The organism is Klebsiella sp. MISC125 (assembly GCF_051131775.1).
Taxonomy (GTDB): domain Bacteria; phylum Pseudomonadota; class Gammaproteobacteria; order Enterobacterales; family Enterobacteriaceae; genus Klebsiella.
Window position 1 is genome coordinate 1,089,629 of sequence record NZ_CP180448.1, and the last position, 23,751, is coordinate 1,113,379.

General features: G+C 51.3%; 17 protein-coding genes and 2 pseudogenes. 15 read left to right on the forward strand and 4 right to left on the reverse strand.

The features are described 5' to 3' along the window. Positions 1 to 384: 384 nt before the first annotated feature. The 8 genes and pseudogenes from ACMYSL_RS05205 to ACMYSL_RS05240 form a co-directional block, all read left to right on the forward strand. Positions 385 to 1,077 (forward strand): annotated as a pseudogene (locus ACMYSL_RS05205) (DUF932 domain-containing protein); the annotation flags it as partial. A 30-nt stretch (positions 1,078 to 1,107) separates the two neighbouring features. Next, positions 1,108 to 1,548, forward strand: a complete 441-nt coding sequence (locus tag ACMYSL_RS05210; protein WP_224257213.1) for an antirestriction protein — start codon at positions 1,108 to 1,110, stop codon at positions 1,546 to 1,548. A gap of 12 nt (positions 1,549 to 1,560) precedes the next feature. Then, on the forward strand, positions 1,561 to 2,100 hold the full coding sequence (radC, locus tag ACMYSL_RS05215; protein WP_064360220.1) for a RadC family protein: 540 nt from the start codon (positions 1,561 to 1,563) through the stop codon (positions 2,098 to 2,100). Beyond that, positions 2,097 to 2,318: a DUF987 domain-containing protein gene (locus tag ACMYSL_RS05220; RefSeq protein ID WP_138110057.1), complete on the forward strand. Its 222-nt coding sequence runs from the start codon at positions 2,097 to 2,099 to the stop codon at positions 2,316 to 2,318. The genes radC and ACMYSL_RS05220 overlap by 4 nt, the downstream gene beginning before the upstream one ends. A gap of 25 nt (positions 2,319 to 2,343) precedes the next feature. Further along, positions 2,344 to 2,700, forward strand: coding sequence for a type IV toxin-antitoxin system YeeU family antitoxin (locus ACMYSL_RS05225; RefSeq protein WP_045333559.1), 357 nt, complete (start codon positions 2,344 to 2,346; stop codon positions 2,698 to 2,700). Between the two features lie 20 nt (positions 2,701 to 2,720). Then, the gene (locus ACMYSL_RS05230) at positions 2,721 to 3,044 is read left to right on the forward strand and encodes a TA system toxin CbtA family protein (protein ID WP_001546951.1); all 324 of its coding nucleotides are present in this window, start codon (positions 2,721 to 2,723) and stop codon (positions 3,042 to 3,044) included. 488 nt (positions 3,045 to 3,532) lie between these two features. Next, positions 3,533 to 5,575, forward strand: a complete 2,043-nt coding sequence (locus ACMYSL_RS05235; protein ID WP_434661614.1) for a prolyl oligopeptidase family serine peptidase — start codon at positions 3,533 to 3,535, stop codon at positions 5,573 to 5,575. 439 nt (positions 5,576 to 6,014) lie between these two features. Beyond that, on the forward strand, positions 6,015 to 6,746 hold the full coding sequence (locus tag ACMYSL_RS05240) for an arginine ABC transporter substrate-binding protein (protein ID WP_434661616.1): 732 nt from the start codon (positions 6,015 to 6,017) through the stop codon (positions 6,744 to 6,746). 81 nt (positions 6,747 to 6,827) lie between these two features. Here the strand turns inward: ACMYSL_RS05240 and ACMYSL_RS05245 are convergent, their stop codons facing one another. The 3 genes from ACMYSL_RS05245 to ACMYSL_RS05255 form a co-directional block, all read right to left on the reverse strand. Next, positions 6,828 to 7,376, reverse strand: a complete 549-nt coding sequence (locus ACMYSL_RS05245) for a hypothetical protein (protein ID WP_434661617.1) — start codon at positions 7,374 to 7,376, stop codon at positions 6,828 to 6,830. 161 nt (positions 7,377 to 7,537) lie between these two features. Next, positions 7,538 to 8,095, reverse strand: coding sequence for a LuxR C-terminal-related transcriptional regulator (locus tag ACMYSL_RS05250; RefSeq protein WP_434661618.1), 558 nt, complete (start codon positions 8,093 to 8,095; stop codon positions 7,538 to 7,540). A 146-nt stretch (positions 8,096 to 8,241) separates the two neighbouring features. Continuing rightward, the gene (locus ACMYSL_RS05255) at positions 8,242 to 8,676 is read right to left on the reverse strand and encodes a winged helix-turn-helix domain-containing protein (protein WP_434661619.1); all 435 of its coding nucleotides are present in this window, start codon (positions 8,674 to 8,676) and stop codon (positions 8,242 to 8,244) included. Between the two features lie 540 nt (positions 8,677 to 9,216). Here ACMYSL_RS05255 and ACMYSL_RS05260 point away from each other — a divergent pair. Both ACMYSL_RS05260 and ACMYSL_RS05265 read left to right on the forward strand, forming a co-directional pair. Further along, on the forward strand, positions 9,217 to 10,014 hold the full coding sequence (locus ACMYSL_RS05260; protein WP_434661620.1) for a winged helix-turn-helix domain-containing protein: 798 nt from the start codon (positions 9,217 to 9,219) through the stop codon (positions 10,012 to 10,014). Continuing rightward, positions 10,011 to 10,475: a hypothetical protein gene (locus ACMYSL_RS05265; RefSeq protein ID WP_434661621.1), complete on the forward strand. Its 465-nt coding sequence runs from the start codon at positions 10,011 to 10,013 to the stop codon at positions 10,473 to 10,475. The genes ACMYSL_RS05260 and ACMYSL_RS05265 overlap by 4 nt, the downstream gene beginning before the upstream one ends. 113 nt (positions 10,476 to 10,588) lie before the next feature. Here the strand turns inward: ACMYSL_RS05265 and ACMYSL_RS05270 are convergent, their stop codons facing one another. Beyond that, a complete protein-coding gene (locus ACMYSL_RS05270) occupies positions 10,589 to 10,735 on the reverse strand; it encodes a hypothetical protein (RefSeq protein ID WP_434661622.1) in 147 nt (48 codons plus the stop codon). 916 nt (positions 10,736 to 11,651) lie between these two features. On the opposite strand from ACMYSL_RS05270, the gene ACMYSL_RS05275 reads away from it, so the two are divergent. From ACMYSL_RS05275 to ACMYSL_RS05295, 5 genes and pseudogenes are all read left to right on the forward strand, one after another. Next, positions 11,652 to 12,206, forward strand: a complete 555-nt coding sequence (locus ACMYSL_RS05275) for a hypothetical protein (protein WP_434661623.1) — start codon at positions 11,652 to 11,654, stop codon at positions 12,204 to 12,206. 104 nt (positions 12,207 to 12,310) lie between these two features. Beyond that, the gene (locus tag ACMYSL_RS05280; protein ID WP_434661624.1) at positions 12,311 to 13,045 is read left to right on the forward strand and encodes a hypothetical protein; all 735 of its coding nucleotides are present in this window, start codon (positions 12,311 to 12,313) and stop codon (positions 13,043 to 13,045) included. A 50-nt stretch (positions 13,046 to 13,095) separates the two neighbouring features. Beyond that, positions 13,096 to 13,593, forward strand: a pseudogene (locus ACMYSL_RS05285) (ESPR-type extended signal peptide-containing protein); the annotation flags it as partial. A gap of 57 nt (positions 13,594 to 13,650) precedes the next feature. Beyond that, the gene (locus ACMYSL_RS05290) at positions 13,651 to 23,631 is read left to right on the forward strand and encodes a hypothetical protein (protein WP_434663953.1); all 9,981 of its coding nucleotides are present in this window, start codon (positions 13,651 to 13,653) and stop codon (positions 23,629 to 23,631) included. Next, positions 23,606 to 23,710: a YadA-like family protein gene (locus ACMYSL_RS05295; protein WP_434661625.1), complete on the forward strand. Its 105-nt coding sequence runs from the start codon at positions 23,606 to 23,608 to the stop codon at positions 23,708 to 23,710. Before ACMYSL_RS05290 ends, ACMYSL_RS05295 begins: the two co-directional genes overlap by 26 nt. The last annotated feature ends 41 nt before the right edge of the window (positions 23,711 to 23,751 follow it).

Consider the following 23,751-nt stretch of genomic DNA (forward strand, 5'->3'; position numbering starts at 1 on the left):
GGCGGCAATACGGATTTACCATGTTCCGTTCGAAGAACACGATGGGTTAGGTTCTGCTTCTCCGCCGGTAGCTCTGTTGTCCGCGTATCCCCAGTATAAAAAGGAATATCCAGCTACTGTGCCTTTTGGCTACAGCCTTTCAGTACCTTTAGCTGCTTAATGTTGACGACGTTTATCAGCAGTTCACTTGTGTTAACCGTACCATCAAGCCTAGCGCCTGAGCCGCATTGGTACTTGCAGCCCCTGCTACATTGTCCCGATCGCTTCAGACCCAACAGTTACCCATCGAGCCTGGATCAGTAGGCTACCGCTGACGGAACAGCGGGCTTTATCACCGCGATACTTGCGGGTAAAGCAATTCTTCGAACGACTTCATGTCGCACGTACACCTACATCCCGACCATTACCATCCTCGAAAGCCTGCAGCGCGAAGGTTTTGAGCCGTTCTTTGCCTGCCAGACAAAGGTTCGCGACCAGAGCAAGCGGGAACACACCAAACACATGCTTCGCCTGCGTCGTGCCGGTCAACTGACCGGACATCAGGTGCCGGAAATCATTTTGCTCAACAGCCATGACGGCTCATCAAGCTACCAGATGCTGCCGGGGCTGTTTCGAGGCGTCTGTACCAACGGTCTGGTCTGCGGACAGTCATTTGGCGAAGTGCGGGTACCACATAAAGGGAATGTTGTTGAGAAGGTGATTGAAGGGGCTTACGAAGTGCTCGGTGTGTTTGACCGGGTGGAGGAGAAGCGCGATGCAATGCAGTCACTGGCACTGCCAGAACCAGCCCGGAACGCCCTGGCGAATGCCGCGCTGAAGTATCGCTTTGGTGAAGACCACCAGCCGGTCACGGTATCGCAGTTGCTGACCCCACGTCGCCGGGAGGACTACAGCGATGACCTGTGGACCGTATACCAGCGCGTGCAGGAGAACCTGATGAAAGGAGGTCTGTCAGGGCGAACCGCTCAGGGGAAAAGCAGCCGCACCCGTGCTGTTACCGGTATTGATGGCGATGTGAAACTCAATCGCGCCCTGTGGGTTATGGCAGAAAACATGCTCGAATTTTTCGGGCGTTAAACAACCGTTCCGGCATAAGGAGATAGTTTAATGGATACCCACAACCCTGAGTTTGCTGAGCAGGCAGCAATTACTGCCTCGGTAGTCGCTGACGAGTTACGTATTGGCTTCTGGCCAAAGCGCTTTGGATCTATCCCACAATGGATAACCCTTGAGCCCCAAATATTTGGCTGGATGGATCGTCTGTGCGCTGATTACAGCGGCGGCGTCTGGAGCTTTTACACACTCAGCAACGGCGGCGCATTTATGGCTCCGGAGCCCGACGGTGAGAAGTGGACGTTGTTCAACCCGATGAATGGAAACGATGCGGAGATGAGCGGAGAGGCTGCCGGTATAGCGGCCTGCCTGATGGCTTACAACCACCACGCCTGTCGCACCGAGTGTGACGCGATGACTGAACACTATTATCTCTTACGCGACTACGCGCTAATCCATCCGGAATGCAGCGCCATTATGAATCTCATCGACTGAGGAATACCTGACATGAATACCGCATTATCCCCGGTGTCAACGCAGCCTGAACTCTTTCCACTGATTATGGCCCCGCATGGTTATTTGCTCCCTGCGACCGCCGGATTAACCCCCTATGCCCAACGCACCATTCGCCGCGCTATCAATCTACTGGATAAATATCTGCGTCAGCCCGGCAAATCCTTTACCTCCAGTACTGCTGCTCGTGACTGGCTTCGGCTACAGCTGGCCGGACAGGAGCGGGAAGTGTTTATGGTGCTCTATCTCGATAACCAGCACCGTTTACTGGAGAGTGAAACACTATTTGCCGGTTCGATTAACCATGTCCAGGTCCATCCTCGAGAGGTAGTGAAGTCAGCGCTTCGCTTCAATGCTGCAGCTGTCGTGCTGGCGCACAACCATCCCTCCGGCGATCCGGAGCCCAGTCAATGTGACCGCAACATTACTGGTAGGCTTAAAGAAGCGTTAGCACTGGTTGATGTGAACACGCTCGATCATCTGGTTATCGGATCAGATGGCATAGTGTCGTTTGCAGAGCGAGGCTGGATATGAAAATCATCAGCAAACGCCAGGCAATGACCCTGTACCGGCAACATCCTGGCTCCCGACTGTTTCGCTTCAGTACGGGCAAATATAAATGGTCAGGCAGTATCTGCCATTATGCTGGCCGCGAGATGGAGGACATACGCGGCGTTCTGGCCGTGTTTGCTGAACGTCGTCAGGACCGCAATGGTCCCTATGTCATTCTTCGAAGCGTCACTCTCAATTAATCCTTCACTTTAATCAGGAACAATAATGAACTATCACTCAGAATCCGGTGCCATACCGGAGAATCCCCCCTGCCAGCATTGGGGGCTAAAGAGTACGATCACACCCTGTTTTGGAGCTCGGCTGGTGCAAGAAGGAGACCGCCTGCATTTTCTTGCTGATCGGGCCGGATTTAACGGTGCTTTCTGCGACGATGACGCGCTATACCTGGATCAGGCCTTTCCGTTGATTCTCAAACAACTGGAGCTGACACTCACCAGCGGAGAACTCTCCCCCCGCCATCAGCACTGTGTCACCCTCTATCACAACGGACTCACCTGCGAAGCCGATACGCTTGGTAGTTGTGGCTACGTATACATCGCCATTTATCCCACTCAACGTTAATTACTTTCACGAGAGAAAAAATGAAATTTCTACCTACAACAAATATGCGGGCGGCGAAGCCATGCCTGTCGCCCGTGACTATCTGGCAAATGCTACTTAGTCGTCTGCTGGAACAGCATTATGGCCTGACACTAAACGATACACCTTTCTGTGATGAAACCGTCATACAGGAACATATCGATGCCGGTATCACTCTCGCTAATGCCATTAACTTTCTAGTGGAAAAGTACGAACTGGTTCGTATCGATCGCAGAGGGTTTAGCTGGCAAGAACAAACGCCATATCTCACGATTATTGATATCATGAGGGCCCGTCGCGATCTGGGTTTAATGAATCGTAATTAGTCTGATGCTAACGGTATCGCTGCTTTCGAGTATGCCTGCCATTTGCTATCATCTCGCTTCCTGCTGATTTATCGACAAAGGTAATTACTTGAATTCAAAGCCTCTGTGCTTTGGGGGTATCTTTGGGGGTATAAGTTAAGATATAACTTGAAAATTATATATTTTTCAAGTTATTGAGCAGCTTGTTCTAATCCCTTCGCCCGCTCCATCTATTTTATCTTATAAATCCATCGGTTACACTCAAATCTTATACCCATACGCACGAGATCCGATTTCGTAAATCTTCTACAAAAAACCTCGTGTTCACGATAGCGGCTGCTAGCATCCAGGCGTATTTTTATCTACACGTTCATTGTGTAATTCGCTAGTCTGGTTAGTACAGAAATTGCCCTTACCTTTACTTTGATACATTCCACTACAAATCTGCGCATGGCTAAGAAGTCAGCCATATCGACAACACTCTGCCCATTTATCAGGACGAGATAATCATGACGCGACAAAACGTTCAGGAACTGCTCAACAAACTGGAAACACCGCAGGACGATGACGCCCTGCGCTGGGTGGCGGAGCAGAATAGCCGCACCGTCGCAAAATTCGCCCAGGGTGAGCGTTTTCACCGTACGCAGAAGGCCGTTTTGCAATCGCTGGACGATCAATCGAATATTCCCTGGGTTAGCCACTATCGCGAAACGGTTTATAACTTTTGGCAGGATGACCAGCATCCGCGCGGTATCTGGCGGCGAACGTCTGAAACGTCATATCTGACGGAAAATCCTGAGTGGGAAACGGTACTGGATATCGATCGGCTGAACGCAGAAGAGGGCGCAAGCTGGAGCTATCATGGGGCGGACCTGCTCTATCCGGATTACACGCGGGCGCTGATTTACCTGTCGAGCGGTGGTGATGCATGTGAAATCCGCGAGTTTGATCTGGTTAACAAGACTTTTATTGCCGGCGGGTTTTATCTTCCCGAAAGCAAAAGCACCGCTCGCTGGCTTGATGAAAATACGCTTCTTTTAGCGCTTGATGCGGGGGGCGATACGCTGACCCAATCGGGCTATCCTCGCTGCGTGAGCCGCTGGCAGTGTGGCACACCTGCGCAGGATGCCGCGCTCATTTATGCTGGAACTGAGTCGGATATGCGCGTATTTGCCTGGCACGATCCGACCCCAGGTTTTGAGAAAACGCTGGTGCAGCGCGCTGAGGATTTTTATCGCCGCCGCACCTGGCTGTTGACCGCGCAAAATGAGCTGGAACCCATTGCTATTCCTGAAGATGCATCATGCGGTTTTCTGCAAAACTGGCTTCTGGTTATGCTGACCTCGGCCTGGGAGATTGCCGACAAAACCTATCCCGCAGGCTCGTTGATCGCGACCGATTTTACGGCTTTTCAGCAGGGCCAGCGCGATTTTACCGTTCTGTTCACGCCGGATGCCCACACTACGCTGCAAGGCTACGATACGACTCGTGACTACCTGATACTCAATCTGACTCAGGATGTGGTCGAGAAAGTGACATTTTGCCGCCCTGAACACGGTCAGTGGCGCAACGTTAACACGCTGGAATTGCCCGATTTCACCTGTATTTCAGCATATGGCATTGATATAGAGAGCAACCGCTATCGAGTCGTTAGCTATGGATTCTTGCAATCCTGCCGCCTGAGCCTTGGCGATCTGGACAGCGGGAATCTTATTGCCGTGAAACAGGACCCATCCTGTTTTGATGCCTCGGGTATCGAGGTGACTCAGCATTTTGTTATTTCTCTGGACGGTACGCGCATCCCGTATTTCCAGATTTCCGCTAAAGGACTGGCATTAGCCGGCGATAACCCGACTTTGCTTTATGGTTACGGCGGTTTCGAGGTTTCTTTGTCTCCGTACTATTTGGGCGCGATGGGGGAAACCTGGCTGCAAAAGGGAGGCGTTTTCGTCATCGCGAATATTCGCGGCGGAGGAGAATACGGACCACTGTGGCATCAGGCGGCGCTGAAGCAGCATCGTCACCGTGCCTATGAAGATTTTGCTGCGGTCGCGAAAGACCTGATCGCGCGTCGTGTAACCTGCCCGAAACGGCTTGCGGCGCAAGGAGGGAGTAACGGCGGCTTACTGATCGGCAATATGCTAACGGATTACCCGGAGCTTTTTGGCGCGCTGGTTTGCCAGGTGCCGCTTCTGGATATGCGTAACTATCATCGCTGGCTGGCAGGGGCATCCTGGATAGCGGAATACGGCGACCCGGAGAACGCAGAAGAGTGGCAATGGCTGCAAAACTACTCGCCCTTCGACAAGGTTCGTGCAGATAAGCATTATCCGCCGACATTGTTTACTACCGGCACGCAAGACGATCGCGTTAGCCCAGCCCATGCGCGCAAAATGGTCGCGCGTATGCAGCAGCAGGGCCATGATAATGTCTGGCTGTATGAAGAAACTGAAGCCGGTCACGGCAGTTCACCGGAAAATAGCCAAAGAGCATTTCAGCGGGCGATGAAAGAAGAGTTTCTGTGGCAGATGCTGACTGAGCAACTATCGTGAAAATGGCTGCGGATGTCGGTGCTGGGCTGTCTGAGTTAGGAAATAAATCCCCCGACTTTTAGGTCGGGGTTAGATATTTTGCGTATTGCACCTATGGTGAAATTTTTATCTCTGCTTAAACCATTACTATTCTTGCTGATATGAAATATAACCTTCAGCTTGATATATTATGCTGTAATCTATCGCGTAACCTGTGGATATGATTCATTAATTTATCTCCCATAAGGCGGCAGGAATCTACAGAACCCGCATCAGTTCAAGTATGATTGTTCTCCCCGGACGGGCTGCACCTGCTATTTCGCAGGCCATAACCTGGACGGTTTATCAATGACGATAATTATTTGGGCGATGAATTTGATTCGGTGCCTGACGGAAATAACGATCCCGACCATCTTTCAGACCGCTGAATTATTGTAGGGGCATCACAGGGAGCATTAACATGAAAGGTACTTATCTCGCTATTGCGCTCGGTTTATTTTCTTGTTCGGCGCTGGCGGCTGAACGGGTGATTCACTTTGGTACCAGCGCAACCTATCCGCCGTTTGAGTTTGTCGATGGTAATAACCAGGTGGCTGGTTTTGATATCGATATCGCCAGAGCAGTGTGTAAGGAGCTGCAGGCGACCTGCAACTTCACCAATCAGAGTTTTGATAGCCTGATCCCGGCGCTGCGTTTTAAGAAAATGGATGCGGTGATTGCCGGTATGGATATCACACCGCTGCGTGAAAAGCAGGTTGATTTCTCGACTCCGTACTTCAACGAACTGTCGGCGGTTGCGGTGGTGCGCAAAGATACCTTCCATACTTTTGCCGATTTGAAAGGTAAAAAGCTTGGCCTGGAAAACGGGACTTCGCATCAACGCTACCTCCAGGATCGCCATGGCGAGATTGAATCTCAAGCCTATGATAGCTATATGAACGCGCTAATCGACCTGCGAAACGGACGTCTGGACGGGGTATTTGGCGATGTGGCGGCGATGAAAAACTGGCTGAAGGAGAACCCGGACTTCGTCATTATGGATGAGCACGCCACCGACCCTGAATATTATGGTAAAGGCCTGGGCATTGCGCTGCGTAAAGGGAACCCGCTGCTGGCGGAGATAAACCAGGCGCTGGAGAAGGTGATGGCTTCTCCTGAATATAGCGAAATTAAAGATCGCTGGATTAAATAATCGTCCACAACGGCACTGGGGTGGGTGAATTTTTAAAACGATAAAATGTTTGGGGCTGGCTGAACAGCCCCATGCCGCATATCAGTATTGAATAGATGACAGGGATTCCAGACCTGCACTGCCATACTTATCTTTGAGTTCAGTGGTCGTATTGAACGTTGCAATCATCAACTTACCATCCACAGATGCGAACTGCATGATGTTATAAATCCCACCATTAGGGTTTGCTGCGTCCGGCGTTGTCACTTGAATTCGCTGCATTCTTTTTCCATTGATAGCTACGGAAATCACTTCAGGAGAGAAGGTTACCAGATTATTCTTCATGACATCCGCAAACTCAGGGAGCTGAGACTCTTTAATGGGGTTTTTGGTCATATTAAAGGCTATTGTTACCTTTCCATTTTCCTTTTCGACGTACCAGGCCTCTTTAGGTCTATTAGCATCAGGATATTTCTGCGCCAGCAACTCGTCAGACATTTTAATATAGCCTTCAGGCAGCACGATTGACGCTTTACCATCAGCAATTTGGGTTCTGTTCGCCTCTGATGATGTTTCATTTTTGCCATCACAGGCAGTCAGTGGCAGGGTACAGCAAACGATTAAGGCACTCAGTAACATACGGCATTTCATGGTGAAGCTCCTTGTTGATAACAACATAATTAATGTGAACAGTTGCCATTTCTCTTTGGGGTGATTTAATATCCAATCCATTGATATTTGGATCTTGATTACCCAAAGGTAAAAGATTGAGTTCTTTCAAAATATTATAAAAATTCAGAGTGCATTATTTACTAATATCTCAGTAGAGGTTCATTTGACACGATCATGGCTCTTTCTGTAGATTTGGCTGCTGATGGATAAAAGCATGAAATAAACGGCCAGAAAAAATTCCAGCAGCGTAAAAGAGAAAAGAATAACGGAATGTTTTCGATGCCCATTTTGGTTAAAGCCCCTCGCTTCAGCGAACTGACTCTTTTCGAACTCATGCCATAGTGCTCTGCAATATCATTCATACTCAACCCTGCATAGAGAGCACGCAAAACGGACTCCTCCATACGCGTCATATCCATTTTCTTATCGCGCTTACCCAATGGTATAGCGCCAGTTGAGATACAATTCTGCAATTGAACAATATCTGCATTCCTCGGCAAGGCAATATATTGACTATTGATGAGCGCAGAAAATGAATCCTGATGCAGGATGCCAGACAACATCTTCACTTCAAAAATATATAAATCTTTCATCCCTGAATCGACAAGGATTAGATCTTTCGTTTCTTTATTTTTAAATTCACTCAGTATCTCATTCATTGCAAGAGAAAAATACTGGTCAGATGAATATATAAGCATGAGTTCTCCTACATTTTTCAATGAGTAAAAATGAATGATATACAGCAAAGTGCAAAAACTGGTATGGCCAGAACTATCCACAATAAAATTTAGCGATGACCGTCATCTTTTTACTGATTACCCGTTCCGAGCGGGAACAAAGATGTCTATTTCTTAACTAGTTTAAAAGAGGCTGTGTTTTGACTCTCAAGTACAAATCTGTCTAACATAACCCATGCAGCTCTTATATAGATTGATTCAAAATATGTGGTGTTGATAAGGTACCCGCGGCCCTCTACGCGCATAATAAAATTGTCATCGATGCCAACTCTATCGAGCTTGTTTTTAAGGTCGTTAACAACTTGCCACAGCCGAGGTCCAGAAGCTTTCAATCCATGAATTTCCCATACGTTTTTCATTATGTGTTCATCACGAATTAAACCTATCTTTCCTTTTTCCAGCAAAAATAAAAGTAACCGTGACATAGTACTTCTCAACCTTACAGGGCTGTACCGACTATTTAGTGGTAATAGCATATGCTTTTCCTTGAAAAAAAGAACGCCATCTGCCTCGTTTCCAAGAAGGTAACCAAATATCTTCATAATTAACCCCTGCATCTATAAATGCTTAATGAGATAATTCTAATATGATCGAATTCTCATAAAGGTAGGAATAGTACCTTCACATGAAACACATAATCAACAATAGCTATTTGTGAAGAGTTTTAGTTTGTCTTTTTGTTTTTTTTAAGCATTTAATACTGCCTTTTGTCAGTGGTCTGGTTTTTTTAATCAATTTAAATGATTATCATTGATAAAAAAGGTTGTTTTTTTTATTAAAACAATGAAGTGGTAAGATTCTATTTTCACCTTTTTTTAGAATAAAGTTTTATTGACCTCGGTTTTTTTCATGTCTTTGTCTCCGTTGGCAACAAGATTACCATCATCATGCTGATTGGGAAGGGATCAACATTTCAATTAAGAACTTAAGACGTCAATTCATACTTGACTTTTTATCCTGTTGATTTTTAAGTGTTTTTATTTTATTAAGTTAGAGCATAAGATCAATTTAAGAAACTTGCATCGCACTCTACTATAGGTTGCGCTATCATTTTTAATATTGATTAAGGTGCAGAGGGGCACATGAGCAAGGTATTTTTGATAAATGAGTTGGTTGCTTTTTATCCTGAACAAAATCTGCTGGTGAATACTAGCTATGTTGAAAAAAGACAGATTCTGGGGAGACCGAGCTCACGTTGTCTGGAAATTATACTTGAGGATCCTGGTGCAATCGTTAGTCACCAGCAGTTATACGATGCTGCATGGGAGAATAGCGTGATTGAAACATCGCCTAACACGCTGTATCAGACCATCCTGTTGGTTAGGAAGGCGCTCAAAGCTGTTTCGGAAAGCACCGACGATTTCATTATAACGGTCCCACGCAAAGGTTTCGTGTTTAATGAAAAAATGCAGGTGAAAGCTGAGGATGTGGTGTCTACCCCTGATAGTGAACACCGATTAGCTGAAAGTGTTACGTCATCTTCTGACAGTAAAGAGATATGGCAAAAACGTTTGCTATTGCGTCTAAAGATAAAACCAATCTTGATGTTCTCTATAATGATGATAGTCGGTGTGATTTCATTATCAATCGCGGGATATAAGTACATCATATTTAAACAGGACGATTTTACTCGTGATTACACTTATTATCAGCAGCTGGAGCGCTGTGACTTATATTTACGTCAACCTGTTACTCTCTATAAAAAAGAAATAGATATTTTCATAGCAAAACATAAGGAAATTATTTCGGGGTGTAGCTTATATCCTTTCAGATACATTAGTATAGTGTCAAAACCAGTTAGTTTTTTCGTTACTGCATGTGATAAATCTAAAGGCTCAGCCAGAAATTGCACATCATTATTTATAAGGGGTGAGCAATGAAACGTTTGGTTTATTTCTCGGCTATCTTTATGGTGATCTCTATCGCCATTTTATTGTTTACGTTTGAACACTATAACAAATTGGATATCAAATGCAGAGGGGGTTTTGAAAGTCACATTAATGCCAATAAACTTATTGCAAATGTGGGTGTGCATTTTGAACAAGGTAAAGGCATTTTAACGATCGCCGGGAGCTTTCAGGAAAGTGCCGATGCTGTGAAAAATATTAAACTTGCTTCTGTGTTTGATTATAATGTCTATGGCAGGTTAATGTACCTCAAGCTGGTTCAGCAGTATTCCTCTATCTCTTCTGCAGATGTAAATAAAAAAATACAGTATCTTTTACCTATGGTTTTCAGTAGTCGGGATATTGAATATGCCTATGAGATTCAAGTGCAACCTGGCGGCGATTATCTAATAAAACAACATGGGTTGCCGATCCTTTATTGTAAGAAAAACTAGTTGTTGAAATTTCTGGGCATGGATAAGAAATGAGTATGTATGTTGACTAAGATTGACGACTAACTCATTGCGAAACAGCGCGCCAGTGTGACCGTGTGTCAGACACTGTCGCGCTAACAGTGAATGCTGATGTGAATAAAGTAGCGGGCGTAATGCTGGCCGCGTTGGACATTGCCGTTGCCGCAGGCGGCAAACGAGCGTAGCCAATACGTCAGCAGCTTGAAGATGGTAATCAATTGCAGGTTGTTAAGAGTAGCCATAATTTTATGTTCGGCGCGAATAGGACAGGTATTGATGCTGTCGCTAATATAGAAGGCAAAATGATCGTTAACGATTCCTGTGCTGTCAGCATCCGTATTGAGGATCTGGCTCCGGTGAGATGGCTTCCCCCCTGTTATTGTCTGTCGATAAACGAATTGCCTACTAGCATGGATTTCAGGTGAGCAGACAGCATCGCCTGACCGGTGGCTTTGAAGTGGTGCTCAGTTTTCGGCCCTGAGTAAGGTAGAGCATTTGCTCAAAGTACTTCGTTCTGCGTTCTTGGCAGGTTATTGGTGACTTTGGGAAACAGCATTTCAAAATGAGCATTGTGCTCATGGAAAAGATGGGTGGAGAATTATCTTATTAATTACAGTGCTTTTTACTGCTAAAAACATCTTTTATTTAACAATAAAGAAACAAATTTTAACGGGATTTATCCTTAACTGTATGATGGGATAGGTATTTTATTTTTAAGTCTTTTTTTAAGGTTTTAGGAATATTCCCTCAATAAGGAGCCAACTCTGATTTATCGCTAGGGTGCTTTTACAATAATTTCCTTGTGTGATTTTTGTTTTCATTTATATGGTTGTTTTTAAAGGGATTACTCTTTGTTTTTTGCTTTTTTATATATAGATCATCGCTTTGCATTCATTTTTTTTATGCATATCAATTAACTGATTGAAAAATATCAATAAAAAATTATTGCACCGTGTTAAATTTTTGTTATTTGATAGTTTTTATCTATTGGTGATTGGTGTTTTTGATGGTGAAAGCAATTATCAATTCTTCCTGTGCGATGCCTAAAATATATTCATCTAAATAACCGGAGTAGACGTCTTTCAGAAAAGAGAATTTCTAAATACAGCTGAGTTGAACTGGCTAATGAATGGATGTTCATCGAAAAGGATGTTTTAAATGACAAGCTATTTTATTTCCGATGATACTTTTTTACTTTATGGAATTCCCGTTGCTACAGGGGGGGAGGCAGCATCTTCAGTTTTTATTAACCTGAATGAAAGGGGAAGTTTGAAGGCATTTAAGCCTGTACCTGGTGACATGGTAGTTATGGCCATCAACCATCATCAGACCAGAAAGAAAATTCTGCAGAAATCGGTCATGCCTTTTTGCAGGGTGGTGATGATGCTGGATATGCCAATAAAACGTAGCGGTGTGATTGAGTTCCCTTGCCTGATATCAAAAACGATATCCTCACAGGAGTTCCTTCGTTTTTTGCGTCTTGCGAAAAATGTTCCCGTTACGCAAGGGACAGTATCAAAACGGGTACTGGATATCTTTAACCGGCTGAGCACTGAGTGTTCAACTCAAGCGCTGGTTGCAGATTCCAGCATATCGATGAGGATTATTTACCGCATTAAACGCAATATCTTTCAGAAATATGGACTACTCAACTGTAACTCTCAGGGCATTCTTGTTTGCCAGGATATGCTGAGAATGAAAGTCCCGGTCTGATTATTACATCAGTCCTCAATAGCAGGTGATCTTTCGTTCTTTTAATGATTAAAAGAAAAGTCGCTGACGTTTACGTGACGGCGCATTCCAGGGTGGAACTCATTATGTCCAGGTTAACCTATATTCACTCAGTGAAAAAAATGCTGAGCATTCTGTTTTTATTTTTATTCAGCCACGGTATTTACGCGTCGGTAGAAAATATTTCGCTGAATTCATCTCACTCTCCCTCTTCTGTCGAAAAAACACCGATGGCGACCTTTCAGCAGGCGATTAATGACGACCTGGCAGGCCACTACCGCGAAGCCCGGCAGAAATATGATGCCCTGAACGGCGGCATGCTGGCGGGTATGATTGTTTTACCTTCTGCGGTTAACCTGGCGGCGCTGGAGCGCTACGACGAGGCCCGTCGGGCATTCACTGTATTGCGACAAAACGGTAACGGACGCGAGCGGGATTATGGCCTGCTCTGGGATTTATGGTTAACCGCCAGGACATGGCAGGGAGGTTCGACAACACTGCAAAAAGCTCTCACCGATAAAGCCGCTAATTATAAGTGGTTTTCGGCATATGAATCGGCCATTGCTGATATTTACACCGGGAAAGGTAATGAGAAGACCGTGTTTCAGCTAATCGATAGTATTGCTTTCAGCCATGCAGAGGAAAAGGCGGATGCCGTCACTCAGGCGGTATTTTTTGTCGGCGGATATTATCAGTACGTAATAAATCAGCCGCAGAAAGCGCAAAAATTATATCGCGACTATGCATCGCATCTGAATAAAAGCTCTCTGGAGCGAAATCTGGTTCTGAAAGAGCAGGAATCTCTGCGCATATCTCAATAACAATTAAAGGAATAAACCTGTCTTTTATTTAAGAGACCAGGGGGGAAATAATGAATACAGTATATCGTTTAGTCTGGAACGCGAGCCTGGGTATATGGGTCGCGGTGAGTGAACTGGCGAAGGCCAGAGGTAAAGGTAAGTCCGGGTTAAGAAGGGCGCGCCGGGCGCTGCCCGTTGCCCTGCTGAGCGTCACCCTGGTGGGAGTACCGGGGACGGCGGATGCGTGGGTGATAAACGTGATAAATGTAAATAACCAAGGTGTTGTTTCGATCGCTAATCCTGGTGAAGCGGCGATAAATGCTAGTGACGAAGCTACTAATACAGTTATAGGGAGTGGGGCATCAGTACCTGAAAAGACTGTCCAACTTGACGGTCAGACAGTTAAGACTGGTAGTAGTACTGTCATTGGATCATTTGCAAAGGGAACTAATTCCTCAACAGCAGTTGGTGGAAGCGCCGCAGCCACAGGGCTTTATTCTGTTGCAACAGGTTTTGAGGCTGTTGGCAGTGGTCGAGGTTCTATCGCTGTTGGTACATCGGCTAACTCTTCAGGTAAACGAGCGATAGCCCTGGGTAATCAAGCGTCAGCGACGGGCCAATGGGGATTGAGTGCGGGCCTTCAGGCTAAGTCTTCCGGTCGTTCAGCGATTGCCATTGGCGCGAGAACCCTTAGCTCTGGTATGGGCTCAATAGCCATTGGTGGTGTCACTAATCTTGGAGATAATCCTGAGAATGAGACAGTGGCGACAGGTGTTACACCGACTTCAGCAACTGAAGAGCATACCATTGCGATTGGTATTGAGGCTCAGGCTACAAAAGCAAATGCCGTCGCGATTGGAACCAGAGCACTATCTGACGGTCTCTCCACAATTGCCATTGGTCAGGATTCCAAATCTAAAGGCACATACTCTGCAGCCATTGGTAATTTAGCCTCCACTGAGGGCCACAGCAGTGTGGCTTTTGGCTATCTGGCCACGGCTAACACAGATGCAGCTACAAAAGAAGCAACTAACGGAGTGAGTCAAAACAGTACCGCTCTTGGTGCCCAGTCTAAGTCAGCGACAAGATCGGTGGCTGTAGGCACGCTGGCAAGCGCAATAACAGACTCTTCAGTAGCCATTGGTAATAGTTCCAGAACCCTCGACGAGGGAAGTATCGCTATTGGCCGCCAGAGCTATGCGGGTACCGGCACGTTGAAGGACGGGCAGGTGTTGTTGGATTCAGAAGGTAAGCCTATAGCGAATACAACGCTGCTCGAAGTGGATGAGGAGCGTGGGCAAAGTGTGGCTGTGGGTAACTACTCTAGAGCCACAAATTTGGCAACGGCGATTGGCACTGAGGCTGCGGCTACGGGCCTGAAATCCACGGCTTTAGGGTATCAGAGCGCTGCAGAGGATCATGCTACGGCTATAGGAAATAACGCCAGCGCTGGCGTTGATTCTGTCGCTATTGGTCGTGAGGTTGTGGCCGACGGCTATCAGGCTGTGGCTATAGGCTCTAGCACTCCTGTGTATGATGGTGCGGGTGTAGAAATATCAAGAACTCAAACAATCGCAAAGGGTAATGGTGCTATTGCTCTGGGTGCCGCTGTCACTGCCGAAGGGAGTAACAGCGTGGTAATCGGAACGCATTCCAACGCCACAGGTAAGTCGTCGTTAGCTATTGGTCAAATGGCCAGTAGTACTGGTCAAACCGCAGTAGCTATTGGTGGCGTTGCTGCCAAAGCAGAAGGGCATGAAAGCATCGCGCTGGGCTCTTATGTGGAAGCGAAAGAGGAAGGATCGACCGCATTAGGGCAGTCTGTAGTGCTGAGCAAGGCCGACGGCAAGACGCGCCTGACAACCACAAAAGAAAACGGTGTTGAAGTTGGTGATAGAACCGCAACAGCGGCCTCTGGTAAATACTCTGTTGCTGTAGGTAGCGGGGTGACGGCTCAGGCGCTGGATAGTATCGCGATGGGTACGTTGGCTGTTGCGAGCAAAGATGCGATAGGCGGTATCGCAATCGGGCTTGAATCTATAGTAGATGCTGTGAACGCCACGGCAATTGGTACAGAAGCTGAAGCCCTGGGTGAATCTGCATTTGCAGCTGGCGCAGGTGCGAAAGCTGAAGGTACCTCCTCAACGGCTGTCGGTACGTCCAGCTTTGCTAAGGGTGCTTCTTCAACGGCGCTGGGTGATACGGCCAAGGCGGAGGCAGAGAATAGCCTTGCGTTAGGTCATGGTGCCACCGCCCGTCATGAAAATTCAGTCGCTCTGGGTGCGAACTCGGAGACCGGTGAGGTGCAGGGGCAGAAGACCCTGACGCTCGACGGTGAAGAGTATACGTTTGCCGGGGCCGGTGAAGGCGTCACCAGCACGGTGAGCGTGGGCAGTAAAGATAACGAACGCACCATCTCTAACGTGGCGGCGGGTCTGCTGTCGAAGGACAGCACTGACGCGGTGAACGGTTCGCAGCTGTTTGTGACCAACACGGCGGTGGACCGTCTGGGCGACCAGGCGGTGCGGTATGACGTGGAGAAAGCGGAAGACGGGACGGAGACCGTCAACTACAACCGTATCACCCTTGGTGGCGACACCTATAACCCGGATGACCAGACCGGCGGAACCACCATCGCGAACGTGGCGGACGGCAAAGTGAGTGCGGACAGCTCTGAGGCGGTGAACGGCTCGCAACTGTACAACCGGACCAAGTACTTCAAGGCCAACTCTACCGGCGATGAAGCTAACGCTGCGGGTCTGGATTCGGTCGCCATCGGGATGGGTGCGAAAGCGCACAATACCAACGACGTGGCGCTGGGTGCGAACTCGGAGACGGCGGCCGTTGGCGGGCAGGATAAAGTTCTGCTCGACGGTGAAGAGTATGCGTTTGCCGGGGCCGGGGAAGGCGTTACCAGCACGGTGAGCGTGGGCAGTAAAGACAACGAACGCACCATCTCTAACGTGGCGGCGGGTCTGCTGTCGAAGGACAGCACTGACGCGGTGAACGGCTCGCAGCTGTTTGTGACCAACACGGCGGTGGACCGTCTGGGCGACCAGGCGGTGCGGTATGACGTGGAAAAAGCGGAAGACGGGACGGAGACCGTCAACTACAACCGTATCACCCTTGGCGGCGACACCTATAACCCGGATGACCAGACTGGCGGGACCACCATCGCGAACGTGGCGGACGGCAAAGTGAGTGCGGACAGCTCTGAGGCGGTGAACGGCTCCCAGCTGTATAACCGTACCAAGTACTTCAAGGCCAACTCTACCGGGGATGAAGCTAACGCTGCGGGTCTGGATTCGGTCGCCATCGGTATGGGCGCGATTGCGCACAATATCAACGATGTGGCGCTGGGTGCGAACTCGGTGACCGGGGACGTGAAGGGGCAGGCCAGCGTTGAGATTGACGGTGAAACCTACACCTTTGCCGGGGCCGGGGAAGGCGTTACCAGCACGGTGAGCGTGGGCAGTAAAGACAACGAACGCACCATCTCTAACGTGGCGGCGGGTCTGCTGTCGAAGGACAGCACTGACGCGGTGAACGGCTCGCAGCTGTTTGCGACCAACACGGCAATCGATACGCTGGCGGACACGTCGCTGAAGTTTGCGGCCAACCAGGGTAAAGATGCTGAGCGTAAGCTGGGTGACACGATGAGTATCCTCGGCGGCGGGGCAACGGAGAACGGCGAGACCTACTCGGCGGGCAACGTCCTGACGGCGCTGGATGATAAGGGCGACCTGACCATCAAGCTGGCGGATAACGCAACGTTTGAATCACTGACCACCGGCAACACGGTGATGAACAACGACGGGCTGACCATCAAGGACGGGCCGAAGTTCACCAAAGACAAGGTGGATGTGGCAGGCAACACCATCACTGGTGTGGCGGACGGTGACGTGAGTGCGGAGAGCAAGGAAGCGGTGAACGGCTCCCAGCTGTATAACCGTACCAAGTACTTCAAGGCCAACTCTACCGGGGATGAAGCTAACGCTGCGGGTCTGGATTCGGTCGCCATCGGTATGGGCGCGATTGCGCACAATATCAACGATGTGGCGCTGGGTGCGAACTCGGTGACCGGGGACGTGAAGGGGCAGGCCAGCGTTGAGATTGACGGTGAAACCTACACCTTTGCCGGGGCCGGGGAAGGCGTTACCAGCACGGTGAGCGTGGGCAGTAAAGACAACGAACGCACCATCTCTAACGTGGCGGCGGGTCTGCTGTCGAAGGACAGCACCGAGGCGGTGAACGGCTCGCAGCTGTTTGCGACCAACACGGCAATCGATACGCTGGCGGACACGTCGCTGAAGTTTGCGGCCAACCAGGGTAAAGATGCTGAGCGTAAGCTGGGTGACACGATGAGTATCCTCGGCGGCGGGGCAACGGAGAACGGCGAGACCTACTCGGCGGGCAACGTCCTGACGGCGCTGGATGATAAGGGCGACCTGACCATCAAGCTGGCGGATAACGCAACGTTTGAATCACTGACCACCGGCAACACGGTGATGAACAACGACGGGCTGACCATCAAGGACGGGCCGAAGTTCACCAAAGACAAGGTGGATGTGGCAGGCAACACCATCACTGGTGTGGCGGACGGTGACGTGAGTGCGGAGAGCAAGGAAGCGGTGAACGGCTCCCAGCTGTATAACCGTACCAAGTACTTCAAGGCCAACTCTACCGGGGATGAAGCTAACGCTGCGGGTCTGGATTCGGTCGCCATCGGTATGGGCGCGATTGCGCACAATATCAACGATGTGGCGCTGGGTGCGAACTCGGTGACCGGGGACGTGAAGGGGCAGAACGACGTTGAAATCAACGGTGAAACCTATGAGTTTGCTGGCAAAAATGCGACCAGTACGGTCAGCGTGGGGGATGTGGGCAGTGAACGCACCATCTCTAACGTGGCAGCGGGTGAGCTGAGTAAAACCAGCACCGACGCGGTGAACGGTTCGCAGCTGTTCGCCACGAACTCGGCGGTGGAGGATCTGAACACCAGCGTCGGCGAGCTGACGGACTCTCCGCTGACCTTTGCGGCCAACCAGGGTGACGATGTCAAACGCAAGCTGGGCCAGACGATGCGTATCCTCGGCGGCGGGGCAACGGAGAACGGCGAGACCTACTCGGCGGGCAACGTGCTGACGGCGCTGGATGATAAGGGCGACCTGACCATCAAGCTGGCAGATAACGCAACGTTTGAATCACTGACCACTGGCAACACGGTGATGAACAACGACGGGCTGACCATTAAGGACGGGCCGAAGTTCACTAAGGGCGAGATTGATGTCGCGAACAACACCATCGGTAATGTCGCCGACGGGGTGGATGCCAAGGATGCGGTGAACGTCAGCCAGTTAAATAACAAGGTCAAGTACTTCAAGGCCAACTCTGAGGGGACAGAAGCTCACGCAGCGGGTCTGGATTCGGTCGCTATCGGTATGGGCGCTATCGCCAACAACGCTAACGATGTGGCGCTGGGTGCCGGGTCGGTGACCGGGGATGTGAAGGGGCAGGCCAGCGTTGAGATCAACGGTAAGCCTTATGATTTCGCCGGGGCGAACCCGACCAGCACGGTCAGCGTGGGGGATGTGGGCAGTGAACGCACCATCTCTAACGTGGCAGCGGGTGAGCTGAGTAAAACCAGCACCGACGCGGTGAACGGTTCGCAGCTGTTCGCCACGAACTCGGCGGTGGAGGATCTGAACACCAGCGTCGGCGAGCTGACGGACTCTCCGCTGACCTTTGCGGCCAACCAGGGTGACGATGTCAAACGTACGCTGGGCCAGACGATGCGTATCCTCGGCGGCGGGGCAACGGAGAACGGCGAGACCTACTCGGCGGGCAACGTCCTGACGGAGCTGGATGAGAAGGGCGACCTGACCATCAAGCTGGCAGATAACGCAACGTTTGAATCACTGACCACTGGCAACACGGTGATGAACAACGACGGGCTGACCATTAAGGACGGGCCGAAGTTCACTAAGGGCGAGATTGATGTCGCGAACAACACCATAGGTAATGTCGCCGACGGGGTGAAAGACTCGGATGCGGTGAACCTGAGCCAGCTGAAGGCGGGTACCAAATACTTCAATGCTAACTCTAAGGGAGATGACTCCGACGCAGCGGGTCTGGATTCGGTCGCCATCGGTATGGGCGCTATCGCGCACAACGCTAACGATGTGGCGCTGGGTGCCGGGTCAGTGACCGGGGATGTGAAGGGGCAGGCCAGCGTTGAGATCAACGGTGAAACCTACGCCTTCGCCGGGGCGAACCCGACCAGCACCGTGAGCGTGGGAGATGTGGGCAGTGAACGCACCATCTCTAACGTGGCAGCGGGTGAGCTGAGTAAAACCAGCACCGACGCGGTGAACGGTTCGCAGCTGTTTGCGACCAATACCGCACTGGAGAACCTGGACAACAGCGTCGGCGGGCTGCAGGACGATGCCCTGCTGTGGGATAAGAGTAAAGGGGCCTTCTCGGCGAGCCACGGCGATACAACGGTGAACAAGATCACCAACGTGGCGGCGGGCGAGCTGGGTGAGAAGAGTACGGATGCGGTGAACGGTTCGCAGCTGTACACCACTAACCAGAAGGTGGAGACGAACACCACTAATATCGCGAAGAACACGCAGAACATCAGCAATCTGGGCGATTCAGTGGAGAACATCTATAACACCGGTACCAAGTACTTCCATGCGAACTCGACGGGTGCAGACTCGCAGGCGCTGGGCGATGACTCTGTGGCTATCGGTATGGGTGCGATTGCCAACAACGCCAACGATGTGGCGCTGGGTGCCGGGTCCGTGACCGGGGATGTGAAGGGGCAGGCCAGCGTTGAGATCAACGGTGAAACCTACGCCTTCGCCGGGGCGAACCCGACCAGTACGGTGAGCGTGGGCAGTGAAGGCCAGGAGCGCACCATCTCTAACGTGGCTGCGGGTGAACTGAGTAAAACCAGCACCGACGCGGTGAACGGCTCGCAGCTGTTTGCGACCAATACCGCACTGGAGAACCTGGACAACAGCGTCGGCGGGCTGCAGGACGATGCCCTGCTGTGGGATAAGAGTAAAGGGGCCTTCTCGGCGAGCCACGGCGATACAACGGTGAACAAGATCACCAACGTGGCGGCGGGCGAGCTGGGTGAGAAGAGTACGGATGCGGTGAACGGTTCGCAGCTGTACACCACTAACCAGAAGGTGGAGACGAACACCACTAATATCGCGAAGAACACGCAGAACATCAGCAATCTGGGCGATTCGGTGGAGAACATCTACAACACCGGTACCAAGTACTTCCACGCCAACTCGACGGGTGCAGACTCCGACGCAGCGGGTCTGGATTCGGTGGCCATCGGGATGGGCGCTGTTGCCAACAACGCCAACGATGTGGCACTGGGTGCCGGGTCCGTGACCGGGGATGTGAAGGGGCAGGCCAGCGTTGAGATCAACGGTGAAACCTACGCCTTCGCCGGGGCGAACGCGACCAGCACGGTGAGTGTGGGCAGTGAAGGCCAGGAGCGCACGATCAGCAACGTGGCAGCGGGTGAGCTGAGTAAAACCAGCACCGACGCGGTGAACGGCTCGCAGCTGTTTGCGACCAATACCGCGCTGGAGAACCTGGACAACAGCGTGGGCGGACTGCAGAACGATGCCCTGCTGTGGGATGCGGATAAAGGGGCCTTCTCGGCGAGTCATGGCGATACGACGGTGAACAAGATCACCAACGTGGATGCGGGTGAGCTGAGTGCCAAGAGTACTGATGCGGTGAACGGTTCGCAGCTGTTTGCGACCAATCAGCAGGTGGAGACGAACACCACTAATATCAGCAACCTGGGCGATTCGGTGGAGAATATCTACAACACCGGTATCAAGTACTTCCACGCCAACTCAACGGGTGCAGACTCGCAGGCGCTGGGGCTGGATTCGGTGGCCATCGGGATGGGCGCTATCGCCAATAACGCCAACGATGTGGCGCTGGGGGCAAACTCGGTAACGGACGCGGTAGTGGGCACGGCAGGGGTAACGCTGCGCGGTACCGACTACGCGTTTGCCGGGGCGAACCCGACCAGCACCGTGAGCGTGGGGGATGTGGGCAGTGAACGCACCATCACTAACGTCGCAGCGGGTCGTCTGTCTGAGACCAGCACCGATGCGGTGAACGGCTCGCAGCTGTACGCCACGAACTCGGCGGTAGAGAACCTGCATACCAGCGTCGGCGGCCTGGAGCAGGATGCGCTGCAGTGGGATGAGGATAAAGGGGCCTTCTCGGCGAGTCACGGCAACACGACGGTGAACAAGATCACCAACGTGGCGGCGGGCGAGCTGGGTGAGAAGAGTACCGATGCGGTGAACGGTTCGCAGCTGTACACCACTAACCAGAACGTGGAGACGAACACCACCAATATTGCGCAGAACACGCAGAACATCAGCAACCTGGGCGATACGGTGGAGAACATCTACACCACCGGCACCAAGTACTTCCATGCGAACTCGACGGGTGCAGACTCGCAGGCGCTGGGGCTGGATTCGGTGGCCATTGGTATGGGTGCCGTGGCGAACAACGCCGGGGATATCGCGCTGGGCGCGGGCTCTCTGACGGAAGCGGCAGTGGGTACAGCAGGGGTGACTCTGCGCGGCACCGACTACGCCTTCGCCGGAGCGAATCCGACCAGCACCGTGAGCGTGGGCAGTGAAGGGGCGGAACGCACCATCACTAACGTCGCGGCGGGTCGTCTGTCAGAGACCAGCACCGATGCGGTGAACGGTTCGCAACTGTATGCCACCAATACGGCGATGGAGAACCTGAACATCGATGTTGACGGGCTGCAGAAGGATGCCCTGCTGTGGGACGAGTATGTCGGTTCGTTCTCGGCCAGTCATGGCGACACTACGGTGAACAAGATCACCAATGTGGCAGCGGGCGAGTTGAGTGAGAAGAGTACCGATGCGGTGAACGGTTCGCAGCTGTTTGCGACCAATCAGCAGGTGTCGACAAACACCACTAACATCAGCAACCTGGGCGATACGGTGGAGAACATCTACAACACCGGTATCAAGTACTTCCATGCGAACTCGACGGGTGCAGACTCGCAGGCGCTGGGGCTGGATTCAGTGGCGATTGGTATGGGTGCGGTGGCAAATAATGCCGGTGATATCGCACTCGGGGCTGACTCCCTCACGGAAGCGGCAGTGGGTACAGCAGGGGTGACTCTGCGCGGCACCGACTACGCCTTCGCCGGGGCGAACCCGACCAGCACGCTGAGCGTGGGCAGTGAAGGGGCAGAGCGCACCATCACCAATGTAGCGGCAGGTCGTCTGTCGTCGACCAGTACCGACGCGGTGAACGGCTCGCAGCTGTTTGCGACCAATACAGCGCTGGAGAACATCGTTGTCAATGTTGATGACCTGAAGGGTGATGCCCTGCTGTGGGATGAAAATCTGGGCGCGTTCTCGGCAAGTCATGGTTCCACAACGGTGAACAAGATCACCAACGTGGCGGCAGGCGAGCTGAGCGATAAGAGCACCGATGCGGTGAACGGTAGCCAGCTGTATGCCACCAACAAGAAGGTCGATAACCTCGATTACCGGGTGACCAATATTGAGGAGAACTACACCAATACGGTACTGCCGACCATGCGTTACCTGAAGGTGAACTCTACCGGACCGGACGCGGTAGCAAGCGGTACAGATGCCATCGCGCTTGGTCAGGGTACGGTTGCCAGCGGTGATAACAGTATTGCGACGGGTAATGGTGCGCAGGCCTCCGGGAATGGCGCTATCGCCACCGGTAACAATGCCAGCGCATCGGGCACCGGCAGCGTGGCCATCGGTGATAACGCTTCGGTGACCGCCAGCAACTCTGTGGCACTGGGTAGTGGCTCCGTTGCTGACCGCGATAACACGGTTTCCGTGGGCTCCGCCGGTAACGAGCGTCAGGTCACTAACGTGGCAGCGGGTACTGAAGATACGGATGCGGTGAACGTGGGGCAGCTGAAAGATGCCACCGGCAATATCACCAACAACGTGACCAATATCAGTGACGGTAAGGACGGTATGTTCCAGGTGAATAACACCAGTAACTACGCTAAACCAACCGTGACCGGTAGCGATTCACTCGCGGGTGGTGCCGGATCGTCAGCCAGCGGCAGCAACAGCATGGCAGTCGGTACGAAGTCGTCGGCGTCGGGGGAAAACTCTGTCGCACTGGGTAATGGTTCATCGGCGACGGCCAAAAACTCGGTGGCGCTGGGGACTAACTCCGTGGCTAACCGTGAGAATAGCGTCTCGATGGGCTACTCCGGTGGTGAACGTCAGGTAACCAACGTGGCAGCGGGTACGGAAACCACCGATGCGGTGAACGTCGGTCAGCTGAAACAGGGTGTCTCTGAATCGGTTAACTACACCAACAAACAGTTTAACCAGTTGAAAAACATGGTTAACGACCAGAAGGACAAGCTGAGCGCCGGTATTGCGGGTGCGATGGCGATGTCCAGCCTGCCGCAGCCGTATGCCCCAGGGGCAAGCATGGTGGGTCTGGGGGGGGGGGACCTATCAGGGCCAGTCGGCCGTCGCGTTTGGCGTGTCGACCATCTCCGACAACGGTAAGTGGGTGACGAAGGTGTCCGGTACGACGAACAGTCAGGGCGACTTCGGTGCTTCAATCGGTGTGGGCTATCAGTGGTAACAGGCAGCAGGAGGCCCCGCCGGTAACGGCGGGGCACTGTC